The organism is Actinoplanes sp. NPDC051851, from assembly GCF_040681165.1.
Classification (GTDB): Bacteria; Actinomycetota; Actinomycetes; order Mycobacteriales; family Micromonosporaceae; genus Actinoplanes.
Map to the genome: position 1 here is coordinate 64089 of NZ_JBFAYF010000020.1, position 17775 is coordinate 81863.

General features: G+C 72.0%; 14 protein-coding genes. 5 read left to right on the forward strand and 9 right to left on the reverse strand.

Going from position 1 to position 17775, the window contains the following annotated elements:
• Positions 1–584: 584 nt before the first annotated feature.
• The 5 genes from AB0M08_RS20550 to deoC form a co-directional block, all read right to left on the reverse strand.
• Complete coding sequence (locus AB0M08_RS20550) at positions 585–2897, reverse strand: transposase (RefSeq protein ID WP_364495337.1); 2313 nt, start codon at positions 2895–2897, stop codon at positions 585–587.
• Positions 2898–2958: 61 nt separating this feature from the next.
• Positions 2959–3849: a DNA primase gene (locus AB0M08_RS20555; RefSeq protein ID WP_364495339.1), complete on the reverse strand. Its 891-nt coding sequence runs from the start codon at positions 3847–3849 to the stop codon at positions 2959–2961.
• Between the two features lie 93 nt (positions 3850–3942).
• A complete protein-coding gene (locus tag AB0M08_RS20560; protein ID WP_364495342.1) occupies positions 3943–4761 on the reverse strand; it encodes an aldehyde dehydrogenase family protein in 819 nt (272 codons plus the stop codon).
• Positions 4754–6178 carry an aldehyde dehydrogenase family protein gene (locus tag AB0M08_RS20565; protein WP_364495345.1) on the reverse strand — a complete coding sequence of 475 codons (1425 nt, stop codon included), beginning with the start codon at positions 6176–6178 and terminating at the stop codon, positions 4754–4756. The genes AB0M08_RS20560 and AB0M08_RS20565 overlap by 8 nt, the downstream gene beginning before the upstream one ends.
• Before the next feature lie 5 nt (positions 6179–6183).
• Positions 6184–7113, reverse strand: coding sequence for a deoxyribose-phosphate aldolase (gene deoC / locus AB0M08_RS20570; protein ID WP_364495348.1), 930 nt, complete (start codon positions 7111–7113; stop codon positions 6184–6186).
• 61 nt (positions 7114–7174) lie between these two features.
• Between deoC and upp the strand changes: the two genes are divergently transcribed.
• On the forward strand, positions 7175–7807 hold the full coding sequence (gene upp, locus AB0M08_RS20575; protein WP_364495351.1) for a uracil phosphoribosyltransferase: 633 nt from the start codon (positions 7175–7177) through the stop codon (positions 7805–7807).
• Between the two features lie 135 nt (positions 7808–7942).
• Here the strand turns inward: upp and AB0M08_RS20580 are convergent, their stop codons facing one another.
• Positions 7943–8434, reverse strand: a complete 492-nt coding sequence (locus tag AB0M08_RS20580; protein ID WP_364495354.1) for an 8-oxo-dGTP diphosphatase — start codon at positions 8432–8434, stop codon at positions 7943–7945.
• 220 nt (positions 8435–8654) lie between these two features.
• On the opposite strand from AB0M08_RS20580, the gene AB0M08_RS20585 reads away from it, so the two are divergent.
• Positions 8655–9338 carry a GPP34 family phosphoprotein gene (locus AB0M08_RS20585; RefSeq protein WP_364495357.1) on the forward strand — a complete coding sequence of 228 codons (684 nt, stop codon included), beginning with the start codon at positions 8655–8657 and terminating at the stop codon, positions 9336–9338.
• A gap of 46 nt (positions 9339–9384) precedes the next feature.
• On the opposite strand, the gene AB0M08_RS20590 is transcribed toward AB0M08_RS20585, so the two are convergent.
• Entirely contained in the window at positions 9385–11037 is a 1653-nt protein-coding gene (locus tag AB0M08_RS20590) for a phospho-sugar mutase (RefSeq protein WP_364495360.1), read from the reverse strand.
• Between the two features lie 167 nt (positions 11038–11204).
• A complete protein-coding gene (locus AB0M08_RS20595; RefSeq protein ID WP_364495363.1) occupies positions 11205–13127 on the reverse strand; it encodes a protein kinase in 1923 nt (640 codons plus the stop codon).
• Between the two features lie 542 nt (positions 13128–13669).
• Here AB0M08_RS20595 and AB0M08_RS20600 point away from each other — a divergent pair.
• On the forward strand, positions 13670–14926 hold the full coding sequence (locus AB0M08_RS20600) for an amidohydrolase (protein WP_364495366.1): 1257 nt from the start codon (positions 13670–13672) through the stop codon (positions 14924–14926).
• A gap of 14 nt (positions 14927–14940) precedes the next feature.
• On the opposite strand, the gene AB0M08_RS20605 is transcribed toward AB0M08_RS20600, so the two are convergent.
• Positions 14941–15882, reverse strand: coding sequence for a DUF4349 domain-containing protein (locus AB0M08_RS20605; RefSeq protein WP_364495547.1), 942 nt, complete (start codon positions 15880–15882; stop codon positions 14941–14943).
• A 108-nt stretch (positions 15883–15990) separates the two neighbouring features.
• On the opposite strand from AB0M08_RS20605, the gene AB0M08_RS20610 reads away from it, so the two are divergent.
• Positions 15991–16626, forward strand: coding sequence for an MBL fold metallo-hydrolase (locus tag AB0M08_RS20610; protein WP_364495369.1), 636 nt, complete (start codon positions 15991–15993; stop codon positions 16624–16626).
• Entirely contained in the window at positions 16619–17650 is a 1032-nt protein-coding gene (locus AB0M08_RS20615; RefSeq protein ID WP_364495372.1) for a hypothetical protein, read from the forward strand. Before AB0M08_RS20610 ends, AB0M08_RS20615 begins: the two co-directional genes overlap by 8 nt.
• Positions 17651–17775: the final 125 nt, after the last annotated feature.

A 17775-nucleotide genomic window follows, 5' to 3' on the forward strand; every position in this document is an offset into this window, starting at 1 on the left:
GTGCTCGCGGTGCTCGCGGTGCTCGCGGTGCTCGCGGTGCTCGCGGTGCTCGCGGTGCTCGCGGTGCTCGCGGTGCTCGCGGTGCTCGCGGTGCTCGCGGTGCTGTGTGCGTCCTCCGCCCGCCGTGTTGTGCACGCTGGCCGCGTCGTAGCGGCCGGTTCGTGCCGGGGCCGTGACTCGGGAGGATTCCGTGCGGCCGCTGAGCGGTACGCCACGGCCGGAAAGAGGGCGTTCCGGAACCCGAGCCTATGTCCGGGCCAATGGTTCGCTTCTGGGCCTTCTCAGCGCCTCTCCGCAATCCCCCGCAAGAGTGGTCACGCCGTCGAAGGCCCCGATCGAGCGGGCGGGATGGCCCCGCGCGACTCAGCCGGCGTCGCGAGAAGGCGGGAAGCGGGCATGCGAGACCGTGTGGGCCTGAGCGCGAGGGCGGGTGTGCGAGGGCGGGCGTGCTAGGACGTGCGGGCCTGAGCGCGAGGGCGGGCATGCGAGGGCGGGGAGAGCAGGAGGCCGGGGAGAGCAGGAGGCCGGAAAAGGGCGAGGGCCCCGACCCGGTGTCCGGATCGGGGCCCTCGTCGAGGAGGAACTCAGCGGCCGCCGCCGTAGCCGGCGCCGTTGCGGAACTCGTCGGCGGCCTCGCGGTCGCGGGTGAAGTCCCAGCCGCCGGCGGCCTCGCGGCCCGGGCGGCCGCCCATCGCGAACCCGCCGATCTCCTGGCCGCGGCGCCAACCGCGGAAGTAGCCGGTGGTGTGCGCGGCGATCGAGGCGGCGTCCCGGACGATGCGGAGCGGGCGCTCCTCGCGGAGCGGAGCACCCGGGACCAGGTTGGCCTGGGGCACCCGCTTCGGCAGGCCGGCCGAGGTCTCGGCGGCCACCTCGGGGGTGGCGGCCTTCTCGGCGGCGCGCCAGCCGCTGTCGTTCGGGTTGGTCCAGTCGGCGCCCTCGTTGCCGCCGGGGCCGGTGAACCAGGCGGAGCGGGCCGCGGCGAAGATCAGCAGGTCGCCGTCGCTGCCGTCGGCCGGGACCGGCGGGGCCATGCTGCGGTCCAGCGCGGTGATCTTGTTGCTCAGCGGCACGTTGTCGCCACCGCCGTCGACCAGGCGCAGCGGGGGCGGGTTACCGGCGGCGTCCGGCGAACCGGGCCGGCCGTTGCCGTTGAGGCCGTTCTCCACCAGGCGGAGCGCCGGCGGCTCCTTCGGCATGTCGTGCCACGGCGGCCTGACCCGGCCCTCGGAAGCCGGCGAGCTCACCGAGGCGGCGGTCGGCGTGAGCGCGTCGTCGCCACTGGTGTTGATCAGCGGCCAGTTGGCGCGCGAGCCGGGCTCGGCGATCTCCGGTGCGGCCGGCCGCTGTGTGGGCATCGGCAGGCTGAAGTCGGTCGGGCCGGTCGCGGCGCCGTTGGCCGGGGTGGCGGCCGCCGGGGTCTGCGGGGTACGGGTGTTGGGGCGGGCCGGGATGACCGTACGCCGCTCCGCCCGGGCCCGGTTGAGCTCGGCGTTGGTCAGCGTCGGCCGGAACGGCTCGCCCGCCTCCGCCGGGGTGCTCGCGCCGGCCGGGGAGGAGGGCGTGACGAGCGGGTTCCGGGTTCCGGGGACCGGACGGGTGCCCGGCGTGATCGGCGTCATGCCCGGCGGGGGCGGCGGCACCGAGACCGGGCGGTTGCCCGGGGTGCCACCACGGGTCGGCAGCGGCGGCGGTGAGGTCGGCCGGTTGCCGGGCGTGCCACCACGCGTCGGCAGCGGCGGCGGCGCGGAGGACGGCCGGTTGCCCGGGGTGCCACCACGGGTCGGCAGCCCGTTCGACGCGGCGGGGGCGAGCGGCGGCGGTGTGATCGGGTTCGGCGCGACCGGTGGGGCGTTCATCGGCTGGGGCACGGCGGGACCGCCGATGCCGGCCACCGAGGGCTCGGGACGGCCGCGTCGGCCGAGACGGGCGCCACTGTCGGCCGCGGGCGGCGCCGAGGCGGGCTCGCCGGTGATCCGGCGGGCCGCCGAGCGGCGGCCGACGGCGGCGTCGAGCGCGGGGGTGCCGGCCCGGGCGCTGAGCGTGCCGACCAGTGCGGCGCAGGCCGCGTCGCAGGAGCGTACGGCGGCGATCGCCTGCCGGACCGCGTCCGCGGCGGCGGGGGCGAGGGACTTGTTCACACCACCGCGGCGGGGCGACTCGCTGATCGCCACGTGCAGCGCGGTGACCGCGGCGATGACCTGGTCGTCGGTGCCGATCCCGGCCCGGCCCAGGACGCCGGCGATCTCCTGCGCGGCCTGTCCGGGGTCGCCGCCCCGCCCGGTCAGTTTGCCGGGCTCGGGGACGGCGTCCAGGACGGCGAGGGCCAGCGGGTGCGCGGGGTCCGGGTACGCCCGGAGCGCCGCGGGGTAGAGCTCCCGGAGCACCTCTCGCAGCGCCATCGAGGCGGCGTTCCGCCCGTTCAGCATGGCGACGTGAGCGGCGAGGACGGGCTTGTAGCTGACCAGCTCGCGCGGGGTGGGGAGATTGGTGGCCGCGATCGCGCCGGCCTGCAGCGCCCGGGCCAGACCGATCGCCCGGCGTGCGGCGGCCGGTGCGGCCATCTCCTCCGGGGAGTCGTCGTCCGAGAAGCGCTCGGCGTAGTCGTCCGCGTCGTCGTCGTCGACCACGACCAGCGGGCGCCCGGCGGCGGTCAGCAGCGAGGTGACGACGTGGTCGTCACTGTCGGCGGCGACCGCCGCGTCGCTGAACCCCGTCGTGCGCTCCACGAGCAGTGTGCCCAGCTGGGAGTAGCCCGCTGGGTCGTCGCTGATCTCGTGGACGCCGAGCAGCCGGCCCGCGTCGTCGACCACGGCGATGGTCAGCGGCGCGGCCGAGGCCGTACGCACCGCGTCGTCCGCCGACGCCAGACCGCAGTACACGCGCACGAGCGCCACGGCGTTCTCCTCCCCGGGACTGCTTCTTTCTGGCCAAGGACTGATGTTCCCTGGTGACCGGTCAGTCACGCCAGTCCACAGCAGCAGAGATCTTGCCGATGACGGAACGCCAGCCGAGGCTCGCCTGCTGCGCCCCGATCTTCTTCAAGCGCCGACGTCCGAAGAAACCGCCCATGCCGCCGTTTTCCGCGGAACGGAGGGACTCGTCGAGGTCGTCGAGCGGGGAACCGGGCGACAGTGCCAGGATCACCGGCTTGAGATGGAGGGCGTAGCCCAGGTCTCGGGCGATCTCGCCGGCGGCGATCAGCAGCGGAAGATCCCACGTGTCGTGACCGCCACGCAGGTTCTCCACCACGAGGTCGAGCTCGTAGCGGTCGTCCGGCAGCGGGTCGATGTCGCTCGACTGTACCCGCTCGGCCAGGTCGGCCCAGGTGTCCAATTGTGCGAGATCGTGCGGTGCACCCGAACGAATGAAGGAGACCAGCGACTCGGCGCTCTTGAACGCGAGCAACCGGCCCTTGTGGGTGAGGAAGAGGGGGATCTCCTCGTCGTCCGGCTGGGCCTTCGCCTCCTCCGGTTCGTCCTCGAAGTCGGCCGGGTCGGGCTCGCCGTCCTCGTCCGCCCCGTCCTTCGCCTGCTTCTTCTCGTCGTCCTCGTCGTCGCCCTCGGCGAGCAGCGCCTGGTACTCCTCGTCGACGATGATCTCTTCTTCGTCGTCCTGCTCGCGCTTGCGGGCGTCGAACAGGTCCTCCTCCTCGGCCTCGACCTCGGTCGGGGTCACCTCGGAGTTCGCCCGGTACGCCCGGAGGGTCAGACCCACGCCGCCCGGCAGCGCGATCTCCACCGGCTCGACGCCTGCTTGCTCCCAGAGCTCACGCCCGGAGAGCTCCTCCGTCGAGGACTTCTCGGCCACCGGCGCGGACGCCTCGGGCTCGTCGGACTGGCTGGTCACGGTGACCTCCGGGTTGATCTGGGGGTGGCGGGACGGGTGACTATGGGCACACACCCTAGTCGGCAACGCTGTGTGACAGCGTCCCCGGTGGGCTCAGTAGCCCTTTGGATGCCACACCGTCTTCGTCTCCAGAAGAGCGGTCATCGGCCGGAGACCGGGGTCTCCGGTGAAGTCCGTACCCCCGGCCGGCGGGCGCAGCACGCGCTTCAGGGTGCCGGCCGCCGCGCGCTCCAGCTCGGTGGCGAGCTCGGCCGACTCGACCCCGGTCAGGTCCAGCCCGTTCACGTCGGCGTGCGCGGCCAGCCAGGGTGCGGTCTCGGCGTAACGGCCGGTGAGGACGTTGACCACGCCGCCGGGTACGTCACTGGTCGCCAGGACCTCGGCCAGGGTGACGGCGGCCTGCGGGTTCGCGGCGAGCACCACGGTGGTGTTGCCGGTGACCACGGCCGGGGCGATCACGCTGGTCAGGCCGAGCAGTGACGCCGGGGCGACCACCGCGACGACGCCGGTCGGCTCCGGAGCGGAGATGTTGAAGAACGGCCCGGCCACCGGGTTGGCGCCGCCGGCCACCTGGGCGATCTTGTCGGACCAGCCCGCATACCAGACCCAGCGGTCGATCGCGGCGTCCACCTCGTCGGCCTTGACGCCCAGCGCGGTGAACTCGCGGCGGCGGGCCTCCACCATCTCGGCGATCCGGTAGAGCACCTGGCCACGGTTGTAGGCGGTGGCTCCGGACCAGCCGGGGAAGGCGGCCCGGGCGGCGACCACCGCGTCGCGGGCGTCCTTACGGGAGGCGAGGGCCACGTTGTCGCCGTCCACCACGAAGGTCCGTCCTGATTCGCTGCGGGGGAACTTGCCGCCGATGAAGAGCTTGTAGGTCTTACGTACGGCAAGACGAGAGGACTTAGGCAAGGTACGCCTCCAAGCCGTGGCGGCCACCCTCGCGGCCGTAACCGGATTCCTTGTAACCGCCGAACGGCGACGCCGGGTCGAACTTGTTGAACGTGTTGGCCCAGACCACCCCGGCCCGCAGCCTGTCGGCCACGGCGAGGATCCGGGAGCCCTTCTCCGTCCAGATGCCGGCGGAGAGCCCGTACGGCGTGTTGTTCGCCTTCTCGATCGCCTCGGCCGGGGTCCGGAAGGTCAGCACCGAGAGCACCGGCCCGAAGATCTCCTCCCGGGCGATCCGGTGTGCCTGGGTCACTCCCGTGAAGATCGTCGGCGCGAACCAGAAGCCGCGGTCCGGCAGCGAGCAGGCCGGCGACCAGCGCTCCGCACCCTCCTGTGCCCCTATTTCCGACAATTCGGTAATGCGCGCCAATTGCGCCGCCGAATTGATCGCGCCGAGGTCGGTGTTCTTGTCCAAGGGGTCGCCGACCCGCAGCGTGCCCATGCGCCGCTTCAGCGACTCGAGTAGTTGATCAAGAATGGACTCCTGCACCAGCAGACGCGAGCCGGCACAGCACACGTGCCCCTGGTTGAAGAAGATCCCGTTGACGATCCCCTCGACCGCCTGGTCGATCGGCGCGTCGTCGAAGACGATGTTCGCCGCCTTGCCGCCGAGCTCCAGCGTCAGCCGCTTGCCGGTGCCGGCCACCGTACGGGCGATCTCCCGGCCCACCTCGGTCGACCCGGTGAACGCCACCTTGTCCACGTCCGGGTGGGCCACCAGGTAGGCGCCGGTGTCCCCGGCCCCGGTGACGATGTTGACCACGCCCGGCGGCAGCTCGGCCTGGCGGCACACGTCGGCGAAGAAGAGCGCGGAGAGCGGGGTGGTCTCGGCCGGCTTGAGCACCACGGTGTTCCCGGTGGCGAGCGCCGGCGCGACCTTCCAGGCGAGCATCAGCAGCGGGAAGTTCCACGGGATGACCTGCGCGGCCACGCCGATCGGCCGCGGGTCCGGCCCGAACCCGGCGTACGCCAGCTTGTCGGCCCAGCCCGCGTAGTAGAAGAAGTGCGCGGCGACCAGCGGCAGGTCGACGTCGCGCGACTCCTTGATCGGCTTGCCGTTGTCCAGCGTCTCGAGGACCGCCAGTTCGCGGGATCTCTCCTGGATGATCCGGGCGATGCGGAACAGATACTTCGCGCGTTCGCTGCCCGGCAGGGCGGACCAGGTGGTGAAGGCCCGCCGGGCGGAGGCGACCGCCCGATCCACGTCCTCCGGTCCCGCGGAGGCCACCTCCGCGAGGACTTCCTCGGTTGCCGGATTTATCGTCTTGAAGACCTCACCGCTCTTCGGCGAGTCGAACCGGCCGTCGATGAAGAGGCCGTAGGAGGGTTCCAGCGAGACGACGGAGCGGGACTCCGGGGCGGGCGCATAGGAGAACATCTGCCTCAGTCCAGGGTGAAGTAGTCGGGACCGCAGTAGTGACCCGTCGTCAGCTTGGTGCGCTGCATCAGCAGGTCGTTGAGGAGCGAGGACGCCCCGAACCGGAACCAGTCCGGGCTCAGCCAGTCGTCGCCGACCGTCTCGTTGATCAGCACCAGATACTTGATCGCGTCCTTGGTGTTCTTGATGCCGCCCGCGGGCTTCACGCCGACCTGGCGTCCGTGCGCGGCCCGGAAGTCGCGGACCGCCTCCAGCATGACCAGGGTGATCGGGAGCGTGGCGTTCACCGCGACCTTGCCGGTGGAGGTCTTGATGAAGTCGGCACCGGCCAGCATCGCCAGCCAGGAGGCCCGGCGGATGTTGTCGTAGGTGGCCAGCTCGCCGGTCTCCAGGATCACCTTGAGGTGGGCGGTGCCGCACGCCTGCTTGACCGCGACGATCTCGTCGAAGACCCGTGCATAGTCACCGGCCAGGAACGCGCCCCGGCTGATCACCATGTCGATCTCGTCGGCACCGGCGGCCACCGCGTCCCGGGTGTCGGCGAGCTTCACGTCGAGCGGTGCCTGGCCGGACGGGAAGGCGGTGGCGACGCTGGCCAGGTGCACCCCGGAGCCGGCCAGTGCGGCGGCTGCGACCGGGGCCATCGCCGGGTAGACGCAGATCGCGGCGACCGGCGGGCAGCTCGGATCGGCGGGGTCGGGCCGTCGCCCCTTCGCGCAGAGGGCGCGCACCTTGCCGGGCGTGTCGGCGCCCTCCAGGGTGGTGAGATCGACCATCCGGATGGCCAGGTCGATCGCCATGGCCTTGGCGTCGGCCTTCACCGACCGGGTGCCGAGCGCGGCCGCTCTCGCCTCGATCCCCACCTTGTCGACCCCGGGGAGGCCGCGCAGGAAGGAGCGGAGATCGGACAGCCCGATGGGCGCTGTCACAGTCATGAGAACGATTCTATGCGACCCCAGGACAGTTGATCTTGAATGAACGGTAGGTTGTGCGTTCGTGGACGTCCTAGTCGTAGATCACCCGCTGGCGCAGACCCGGCTCACCGCGATGCGTCGCACCGAGACCGAGTCCGGTGTCTTCCGCGCCTCGCTGCACGAGCTCACCACCATGGTGGTCTACGAGGCGGCCCGGCTCTTCGCGGTCGAGAAGTTCCCGATCGAGACCCCGGTGGCGCCGACCCTGGGCACCCGCCTGTCGAACCCGCCGCTGATCGTCCCGGTGCTCCGGGCCGGCCTCGGCATGGCGGACGCGGCGATCGCCCTGCTCCCCGAGTCGTCGATGGGCTTCGTCGGCCTGGCCCGGGACGAGGAGACGCACGAGCCGCGGGCGTACATGGAGTCGCTCCCGGCCGACCTCGCCGGGCAGCCGGTCCTGGTCCTCGACCCGATGCTGGCCACCGGTGGCTCGCTGCTGCACTGCTGCAAGCTGCTCGCCGAGCGCGGCTGCACCGACATCATCATCTGCTGCGTGCTGGCCGCCCCCGAGGGCATCCAGCGCCTCGCCGACTCCGGCCTGCCGCTGCGCCTGATCACCGCGTCGATCGACCACGGCCTCAACGAGAAGGCCTACATCGTCCCCGGCCTCGGCGACGCCGGAGACCGCCAGTTCGGTGGCATGCGCAGGTTCTAGCCGCAAGTTTCAGCCGCAAGGTTCTGGCTGGTGTTCAGGGGTGTCTCGCTCCGCTTGAGACACCCCTGAACACCAGCCAGAACCCGCGGGCGCGCGATGGCCGCGGCCACGCGCGGGCGTCGCGAGCCCGTGTGGTCAGGGCATCGGGGTGTAGGACCAGGACTGGGCCTTGCCGTCCTGGAACGGCATGACGCCGTGGAAGGGCTGCGGGGCGGGGCCGAGGACCAGCGGCAGGAAGTGGCGGTCGGACTCCCACATCGGCACCGTGCCGGCCAGGACGTCGGCGACCCGGACCCAGTGCAGGGAGCCCTCGTCGTTGGCGTCCCGCGGGGTGCCGGTCCAGGTGGGGATGCGGAAGAGGAAACCGAACCAGTTCTCGCCGCCGCGGCCGAAGCCGGGCCATGAGACGGTGCCGGCCAGCTCCATCGGGCCGCACTCGAGGCCCGCCTCCTCGGCGATCTCCCGGCGCATCCCGGCGACCACGTCCTCGTCGGTCTCCAGCTTGCCGCCGAGCCCGTTGTACTTGCCGAAGTGCAGGTCGTCCGGGCGGGTGTCCCGGCGGATCATCAGGATGCTCTCCCGGTCGGGGGAGAGGACGTAGCCCAGGGTCGCGATGACAGCCCGCACGGATGAACGCCTTTCTCGGTGGAACAGCCCGCACGATCCTCTCCCGGCCCGCCCGGTGTCCCGCTCTCGGGGCGTACAGTCAAGAATCAGTCACTGCGGAGAGCGATCCGGCCACGAAGAGCTTCTGCCTGCCGCGCGGGGCGGGAATCTCCGGCCGAGTGGCTACAAAGCCGGTCGCCTGGCTGCTGGCGGCTGAGCGCGGAACAGTTATGTTTCTCCCATGACCTCCATTCCGCTCGCCGAGGAATTACTTCTTCTCGCGTACGACGATCAGACGGGTAAGGCGACCGGTTCCCGGATCGGGCTCGATCTCGGCATGGCGGCGGCCGTGTTGATCGATCTCGCGCTGGCGGGACGGGTCGCCTACGTCGACGGCTACCTGCAGGTCAAGGACGCGAGCGCGATCGGCGACCCGATCGCGGACGCGGTGCTGACCAAGGTCGCCGGGGACCCGCCGCACACGCCGGCGCAGTGGCTGCAGCGTCTCCGCCACCGGCTGCGCACCCGGGTCCTGGAGGACCTGTGCGCCCGGGGCGTGGTGAAGGACGTGGACGAGACCCAGCTGGAGTACATCCACGTGCATCGGTACCCGACCACCGACCCGGCGTACGAGGCCGAGATCCGTGGTCGCCTGGCCGAGGCGCTGACCAGCGAGAAGATCCCGGACGAGCGGACCGCCGCGCTGGCCACCCTGCTGGTCGCCGCCCGGATGGAGCCGGCGCTGAAGCTGCCGGCCGAGGAGGTCGCGCAGGCGCATCAGCGGCTGGAGGAGATCGCCAGCAACGCCGGGTTCGCCGGTGGCGCCGGCGTGGAGGACTCGATCGTGCGCCCCAGCGTCGCGCTGGTGGTCGCCACCCTGGGCAAGGCGATCTCGGCCGCCCTGGGCGCTCCCAAGGTCTCCTGACGCGATCTCCGGGTGTCCCGGTCAGGACACCCGGAGAGCTGCCGGACTACAGGCCCAGGACCTCGGAGATCTCGGCGCGCAGGGCGCGCAGGCCGGCCGCGGCGCTGGTCCGGGCCGTCGCCACGTCGCCCCCGCCGACCGGTTCCACCACTTCGAGGTACGCCTTCAGCTTGGGTTCCGTCCCCGACGGCCGGATCACGACACGTGCCGTGGCGGTCCGGAAGGTCACCACGTCGTTCTCCGGCAGGAGGTCGGACACCTCGGTGACCGGCCCGCCGAGCAGGGCCGCGGGCGGGTTCCGCCGGGCCCGGCCCATCGCCTCGCCGATCTCGGCCAGGTCGTCCACCCGGACCGAGAGCTGGTCGGTGGCGTGCACCCCGAACTCGACGGCCAGCTCGTCCAGCCGGTCGCCGAGCGTACGGCCCTCGTTCTTGAGCCCGGCGGCGAGCTCCGCGACGGTGAGCGCGGCGGTGATCCCGTCCTTGTCCCGGACCAGCCCCGGCGCCACGCAGTAGCCGAGCGCCTCCTCGTAGCCGAAGGCCAGCTCCCCGGCGGCCCGGACGATCCACTTGAAGCCGGTCAGGGTCTCCGCGTACGGCACCCCGCGGGCGGCGCAGAGGCGGCCCAGCAGCGTGGACGAGACGATCGTGGTGGCGTACGTCCCCGGGACACCGCGCCGGATCAGGTGGTCGGCGAGCAGGACGCCGAGCTCGTCGCCGCGCAGCGGGCGCCAGGAGCCGTCCGCCGCCGGGATCGCCACCGCGCACCGGTCGGCGTCCGGGTCGTTGGCGATCGCCAGGTCCGCGCCCTCGCTCCCGGCCAGGCTGACCAGGTGATCCATCGCGCCCGGCTCCTCCGGGTTGGGGAAGGCCACGGTGGGGAAGTCCGGGTCCGGCTCCGCCTGGTCCGCCACGATCGCGGGCACCGTGAACCCGGCGGCGGCGAACGCCTCCGTCACGGTCTCCCCGCCCACACCGTGCAACGGCGTGTACGCGATGCCGAGGTCGCGCGGGCCTCCTCCGGTCAGGACGGCCGCCGCGCTGTGGACGTACCCGGAAAAGATCTTGTCATCGAGAATCGTGCCCGCCTCACCCAGCGGAACCGCGGAGCAGGCCGTGACCGCGCGGATGGCGGCCTCGATCCCGGCGTCGGCCGGCGGGACGATCTGCGCGCCGTCACCGGCCGGACCGCCCAGCGCAGCGCCGAGGTAGACCTTGTAGCCGTTGTCCTGCGGCGGGTTGTGGCTGGCGGTGACCATCACGCCGGCCACCGCACCGAGCTCCCGGACCGCGTAGGCGAGCACCGGCGTCGGCAGCACCCGGGGCATCAGCAGCGCCTCCCGGCCCGCCCCGGTGGCGACCCGGGCGGTCCGCTCGGCGAACTCGCGGGAGCCGTGCCGGGCGTCGTACCCGATCACCAGCGGGCCCCGGCCGCCCTGCTCGCCCAGCCAGGTCACCAGCCCGGCCGCGGCGCGGGTGACCACCGCGAGGTTCATCCCGTTCGGCCCGGCCCGCAGCCGGCCACGCAGCCCGGCGGTACCGAAGGTGAGCGGTCCGGCGAACCGGTCGCGCAGCTCCGCGGCGGTGGCCGGCAGCCCGTCGATCAGTTCACGCAGCTCCTGCCGGCCCGCCGGATCGGGATCGTCCGCGAGCCAGGCCTCGGCGGCCGCTCTCAAGTCAACATCAACTTCTGGTGCCATTACGGATTGATAGCACAGCCCGAAGGCGCTGGTCGCGGGTAGTCGACAGCGGTAACCCGCCCAACTCGGTATTTACAGGGACGCAAATATCGAAGCGCCGCGATTTACCTGCCGGAAACACGACGAAGGCCGGTGGCGCGCCGCCACCGGCCTTCGGTCCACTCGGGTCAGAGGTTCAGCTGGAAGCTGTCCGCCATCGCGTCGAAGTACTTCTTGCTGTCGTCGAACTTGGCGTCCGTGGTGGTCAGGAAGAAGGAGTACATCTTGCCGCCGACCGTGGTCATCCGCCAGATGCCGTGGCGCATGGTGTCGCCGGAGCCGCAGGTGTACTCGAACTGCGCCCCGGTGTGGCCGGAGACCTCCACATCGGTGGTCTCGACCGACTTGAACGGGCTCGGGCAGTTCTTCGACTTGTTCTTCAGCGTGCTCGGCGCGGTCTCCGAGACGAACCGGGACGGCTTGATCGAACCGTTCTCGACCAGGATCCGCACCTTCTGCAGGCTGTCGTCCGGGTCGATGTAGTCGACGTAGCTCCCGCCCGCGCTGCGCTTCCACCCGGCCGGCACGCTGACGCTGATCGCCTCGTTGCCCTTGTACGCCTGGGTCTCCACGTCGGCCGCCGGGGCCGCGGTGCTGGCCTCCGGCTGGGAGACCGGGGTCTGCGCGGTGGTGTCGTCGCCACCGCCGCCCAGCGAGAAGATCATGATCAGCACGAGCAGCGCGGCGACGCCGCCGCCACCGACCGCGAGCTGCTTGTTCTTCGGCCAGGAGCGGAAGGTCTCGGCCGCCTTCTCGGCGCTGGCCCGGGTGCCCTGTACCGCGTTCTGCACCGCCATCCGGCGCTTGGCCGCCGGGCTGGTCACCACGGTGCCGGGGCGTCCGCCACCGGACTGCCAGGTGTTCTGCGGCGGGATCACGGTGGTCGCGCCGTTCGGCGGCATGCCGCCGGGCATCTGGTGCGCGGCCAGCATGCCGGTCGGGTACCCGGCGCCGGCCGGCTCCGGGGCACGACGGCGGCCGCCGGGGGAGTTCTGCTGCTCCAGCTTGGCCAGGTGGTCGGTGAGCGACTCGCCGGCGTTGAGCATGGCCCGGCCGCCGATCTGGCCGCTGGGCTGCGGCGGGATCGCCTGGGTCTCGGCCGCGGGCGGCGGCGAGACCGGGCGCGGGCCGACCACCGAGTAGGGGTCGGTCATCATGTGCGGCGGGCTCTTGCTGGCCAGCGGGCCGGCCAGCTGCTGCCGCAGCAGCGTGCGCGCGGTCTGCACGTCCATCCGCTGGGCCGGGTTCTTCTCCAGCAGGCCCATCAGCACCGGGGTGAGCGAACCGGCCCGCATCACCGGGGCGGGCGGGTCCTCGACGACCGCGTGCATAGTCTCGATCGGGTCGCCCTTGTCGAACGGCGGGCGGCCCTCGATCGCGGTGTAGAGCGTGACGCCGAGCGAGAAGAGATCGCTGGGCGGCCCGAAGTCCTGGCCCATGGCCCGCTCGGGGGAGATGAAGTGCGGCGAGCCGAGCACCATGCCGGGCGTGGTCAGCTGGACGTCGGTCGGCATCCGGGCGACGCCGAAGTCGGTGAGCACGCAGCGGCCGTCCTGGCAGATCAGGACGTTGGCCGGCTTGACGTCACGGTGCAGCACGCCGTGCGCGTGCGCGACCTCCAGGGCGCCGAGCAGCGCGATGCCGATCTTGGCGACCACCCGGGCCGGGACCGGCCCGTCCTCGATCACCATGTCGGCGAGGCTGCGGGCGTCCAGGAGCTCCATCACGATCCACGGACGGCCGTTCTCGTGGACCACGTCGTAGACCTGGACCACGGCGGGGTGCTGCAGCGCGGCCGCGGCACGGGCCTCGCGCATGGTCCGCTCGTACATCGCGTCACGGTCGCTGGGAGCCAGGCCGGGTGGGAGGATGACCTCCTTGATGGCCACATCGCGGCGCAGCAGCGTGTCCGCGGCGCGCCAGACCGTGCCCATGCCGCCATGACCCACCGCGGCACGCAGGGTGTACCGCCCGCCGATGAGCGTGCCAGGGGCCGCGCGTCCGCTGAGAGAGCCTGCGTCGCCGCCGCTCCACGTCGGAATCTGAGTCACTGAGGATGCCACCGAGGGGGTATAGGGGGCTAAACCAACTCCGTCATCTTGCCCGCTCGTTGTCCGCAACGAAAGTCGCGAGCGGAGTGTTCATCGCACTAGCACGGTGGGTAGCCGAGGGGTGGCCGTGTGTCGAGCCACTCGGGACGCTCAGTGCCAAATCCCTCACTGTCGGCCGCCGGAACGGGTCGTGGGGGAGGCGCCGGCGTCCTACCGTTGAGGGTGGCGGCGTTGCGCCTCCGTGCGACGGTGGGAGAGGTCTGCCATCGTCGCGCGGAGTGTGGGGGACCTATCGACCGGTCGAACGGTTCTGAGCCCCGAAACGTACCGGTAGTGTGTCGCGTCACCTCCGCGATTCAGTACCCGTTGGAGAGTTGGCGGGCCGGGAAGACCTCCCGCGTGCCCGCCTCACCCCGCCTTCAGGGCCGCCCCACCATCGGCCGGCATGTTTACAGGACCGTTGCACAGCGTGACCGAATTCGGACTAAGCTGTCGCGCGTCGCGAAACGCGACGAAACCTCGAGATTGATACGGAAGCCGACGTGACTACTGCTCTGACGGCGCCCGAGGGTGCCGATACGGCGTGGCCGGGACCTCCCCCCGGCGCCGACCCCCTCCCCGGCCAGCTCGACCGCTGGCTCGCGACCCGGGGAGCCGAGCTGGTAGCGATTCGTCGGCACATCCACGCCCACCCCGAGCCGTCACACTCCGAGTTCGAGACCGCGGCGCTGGTGGCGCGCGAGCTGACCGTGGCGGGCCTCTCGCCCCGGATGCTGCCCCGTGGCAACGGCGTCATCTGCGACATCGGCGAGGGCGACCGGGCCGTCGCGTTCCGGGCCGATCTGGACGCGCTGCCGTTGCAGGACCTCAAGGACGTGCCGTACCGGAGCACTGTCGACAAGCTGGCACACGCCTGCGGCCACGACGTGCACACCACCGTGATCCTCGGTCTCGGCCTGGCCCTGGCCCAGCTGAACGAGCGGGGCGAGCTGCCCGGCCGGGTCCGGCTGATCTTCCAGCCGGCCGAGGAGGCGATCCCGTCCGGCGCGCCCGAGGTGATCGAGGCGGGTGGCCTCAAGGAGGTCGCCGCGATCTACGGCCTGCACTGCTACCCGCAGCTGCCCGCCGGCCTGATCGGCGTGCGCTCCGGCCCGTTCACCGCGGCCGCCGACACCGTCGAGGTCAAGCTCGCGGGTCCCGGCGGGCACACCGCCCGCCCGCACCTCACCGCCGATCTGGTGTACGCCCTGGGCCGGGTGATCACCGAGGTGCCGATGCTGCTCAGCCGCCGAATCGACCCACGGGCCGGCGTCTCGCTGGTCTGGGGCGCGGTGCACGCCGGGCAGGCGTTCAACGCGATCCCGGGCAGGGGCGAGCTCTGCGGCACCGTCCGGGCGCTGAGCCGGGACGCCTGGCGGGACGCCCCCGAGCTGGTCACCCGGCTGGTCCACGAGGTGGTCGCGCCGACCGGCGCCGAGGTCGAGGTGAACTACCGCCGCGGCGTGCCGCCGGTGATCAACGACCGGATGGCCACCGCGATCATCGCGGGCGCGGCCGGTGCCGCACTCGGTGCCGACCACGTGGTGGAGGCCGAGCTGAGCATGGGCGGCGAGGACTTCTCGTTCTACCTGGAGCACGTGCCGGGATCGATGATCCGGCTCGGCACCGCGGTGCCCGGCTCGGACGTGCGCCACGACCTCCACCAGGGTGACTTCACCGTGGACGAGAGCTGCATCGGGCACGGCGTGCGGGTGATGGTCCACACGGCCCTCGCAGCCCTCTCCAGCGGCGCCTTCTAGCCCGGGTTCCGAAACTAGCTCACCGGGGTGGGTGAGTCGGCCGTCTCGGCGGCCGGCTCCCCGCGCCGGCGGTACCTCCTGGCGAAGTGCCAGATCCCCCACGCGGGCAGGCCCACCGCGACGATCCACGGCAGCAGCGCGCCGAGCACGGTGAGCAGCACCGTGAGCGACACGATCAGGGCCTTCCAGCCACCCTCCAGGCCGGCGAGGAACCCGGCGGGATCCTCCTCCGGCTCGACGACCGCAGCCTCCGGGCCGAGCAGCACCACGGTGATGGTGGAGAGCGCGGCCAGGTCGGCCAGCTTGCGCTTCTTCGCCTGTAGCGAGGCCAGGTCGGACTCCCGGGTGGCCACCTCCTTCTCGAGCATGACCAGGTCGTTCAGCGACTCGGCCTGGCCCAGGAGCTTGCGCCCGCTCGCCACCCGGGCCTGCTGTACGGCGATCCGCGCGTCCAGGTCGACCACCTGCTCGGTGACGTCCTCGGTGGTGATCCCCCGGCTCTCCTCGTCGCCGAGCTTGGCGATCTGGTCGACCGAGGTGGTGAACTTGGCGGCCGGGATCCGGAGCGTCATCGTGGCGGTGGCGGCACCCTCGTCGCCGCTGTGCCGCTCGTCCCCGCCGATGAACCCGCCGGCCCCGGCGGCGATGCCGGTGGCCTGCGCGGCGGCGACGTTGACGTCCTTCACCCGGATGGTGATCGAACCGGTATAGACGATCGAGCGCTGGTCCACGCTCAGATCCGGCGCCTCGGCCGCGGTGTCCTTGCCCTCGGCGGTATTGCCCTCGGTGCCGGCGGCGTCCTGTCGCACCGCACCCCCGGCGTCCTCGGCGGCGCCCTTGGCGGGAGCCACGGCCGACGAGTCCGACCCGCCGTCGGCCCCGCATCCGGCCAGGCCGGCCATCAGGGCGCCGCAGACCGCGACGGCGCCGATTGCTGTATATCCCCGTTTGCGCATCACTTCTCCGATCGTCGGAACGACTGACCGCTGGGACGTGCGCCAGGTGTGACCTGGTTCCGGCAGACTGCGAGATGACCGGTCACGATTCAGTAGCGGAGGCGTCCCGTGCGCGTCACGAAGTTCACCCATTCCTGCCTGCGGATCGAGGGCGAGGGCGTACTCGTCGTCGACCCGGGTGCTTTCTCCGAGAAGTCCGTTCTGGACGGTGCGGACGCGATCGTCGTCACCCATGAGCACTTCGACCACCTCGACGTGGCCGCGGTGAACGAGGCGGTGAGCCGGCGTCCGCAGATCCGCGTCTTCGCCCACGCCGACGTTCTCAAGCTCCTGGAGGACGTCGCCGACGCGACGACCCCGGTGTTGCCCGGGGAGGGCTTCACCGCCGCCGGCTTCGAGATCTCCGCGTACGGCGGTGCGCACGCCGTGATCCACCAGGACATCCCCCGGATCACCAACCTGGCCTACCTGATCTCGGACGGGTCCACGAACCTCTACCACCCCGGCGACTCGTTCACGGTCCCGGAGGGCGCCGAGGTCGACACCCTCTTCGTGCCGCTCAACGCCCCGTGGATGAAGACCGCCGAGGCGATCGACTTCGCGCGCGCGGTCAAGCCGGGCCGGGCCTTCGCGCTGCACGACGCCCTGCTCAACGAGCGCGGAGCGGCAGTCTCCGACAAACATCTGGAAAACCTCTCCGGTACGCGCTACCGCCACGTGTCCCCGGGCACCACGCTTGACTGAGCTCTCCGTCGACGAGGTCGCCCGGCGGCTCTACCGCGAGCCACCGGACGGCTTCGTCGCGACCCGCACCGCCGCGATCGAGGAGGCGCGACGCTCCGGCGACCGGGCGGCCGCCCGCCGTCTGGCCGCCCTGAAGAAGCCCACGGTCGCCGCCTGGGTGATCAACCTGCTCGCCGTCGAGCGCCCGGACCTGATCGCCGAACTGGTCGACCTGTCGGCGGCGCTGCGCTCGGCCCAGCGCGACCTGCAGGGCGCCCAGCTCCGCGACCTCTCCACCCAGCGCCGCCGTTTCGTCTCCGCCCTGGTCACGACCGCCCGCAACCTCGCCCTGGCCGCCACCTCCACCCCCGCGCCCGGCTCGACGTCCGGCTCCACCCCCGCGCCCACCCCCGCGTCCGGCTCCGGCTCCGGCTCAGTGAAGCTTCCGCTCGGTGAGGTCGAGGCGACGCTCACGGCGGCCCTCGCCGACCCGGACATCGCCGCGCAGGTCCGCACCGGCCGTCTGATCCGCGCGGCGACCTACGACGGCTTCGGCGAGGTCCCCCGTCCGCGTCTGCGCCTGATCACCGGCGATGCCGTACCGGATTCGGCCGTTACGCCGCCGGATTCGGTCGGCGGCAACAAAACCGAAATATCGGTTTTATCGGATTCGGACACCGGCCTGCGGCGGGAGGAGGCCGAGCAGGGGCGGGAGGTGGAGCGGGTACGGGAGGCCGAGCGGGTACGGGAGGTGGAGCGGAAGCTGCGGCGGCTGCGGCGGGAGATGGCCGTCGCGCTCGACGCGGAGGAGTCCGCCGCCGTGCGGCTGGGGCGGGCCGAGGAGGGGGAGCGGGAGGCGGAGGGCCTCGTCGAGGAGCTCGACGCGGAGATCGCCGAGCTGGAGCGGCGGCGGGCCGAGGCCGTGGCGGAGGTGGCGCGGCGGAAACTCGCCAGGCGTAACGCGGAGCGGGCCGCGGCCGGGGCGCGACGGCGGGTCGGCGACGTGCAGGCGGCGCTGGACGATCTCGGCGACGATCCGGGATGAACCGGGTGAGCTGGGACGATGCGTTCGTTGGTGAACCCGCCCGGATTCCCGTCGCGAAGATCGACAAACATCTTCCGGATACATCGACGGCGGAGAGCGTTTCCGTTAACCGGTCCGGGAGAGCA

What these genes read in the sequence shown, in the direction of transcription:
- AB0M08_RS20565 (WP_364495345.1), bottom strand. Translation starts at nt 6,178, where the DNA reads ATGTTCTCCTATGCGCCCGCCCCGGAGTCCCGCTCCGTCGTCTCGCTG.
- deoC (WP_364495348.1), bottom strand. Translation starts at nt 7,113, where the DNA reads ATGACTGTGACAGCGCCCATCGGGCTGTCCGATCTCCGCTCCTTCCTG.
- AB0M08_RS20585 (WP_364495357.1), top strand. Translation starts at nt 8,655, where the DNA reads ATGACCTCCATTCCGCTCGCCGAGGAATTACTTCTTCTCGCGTACGAC.
- AB0M08_RS20590 (WP_364495360.1), bottom strand. Translation starts at nt 11,037, where the DNA reads ATGGCACCAGAAGTTGATGTTGACTTGAGAGCGGCCGCCGAGGCCTGG.
- AB0M08_RS20605 (WP_364495547.1), bottom strand. Translation starts at nt 15,882, where the DNA reads ATGCGCAAACGGGGATATACAGCAATCGGCGCCGTCGCGGTCTGCGGC.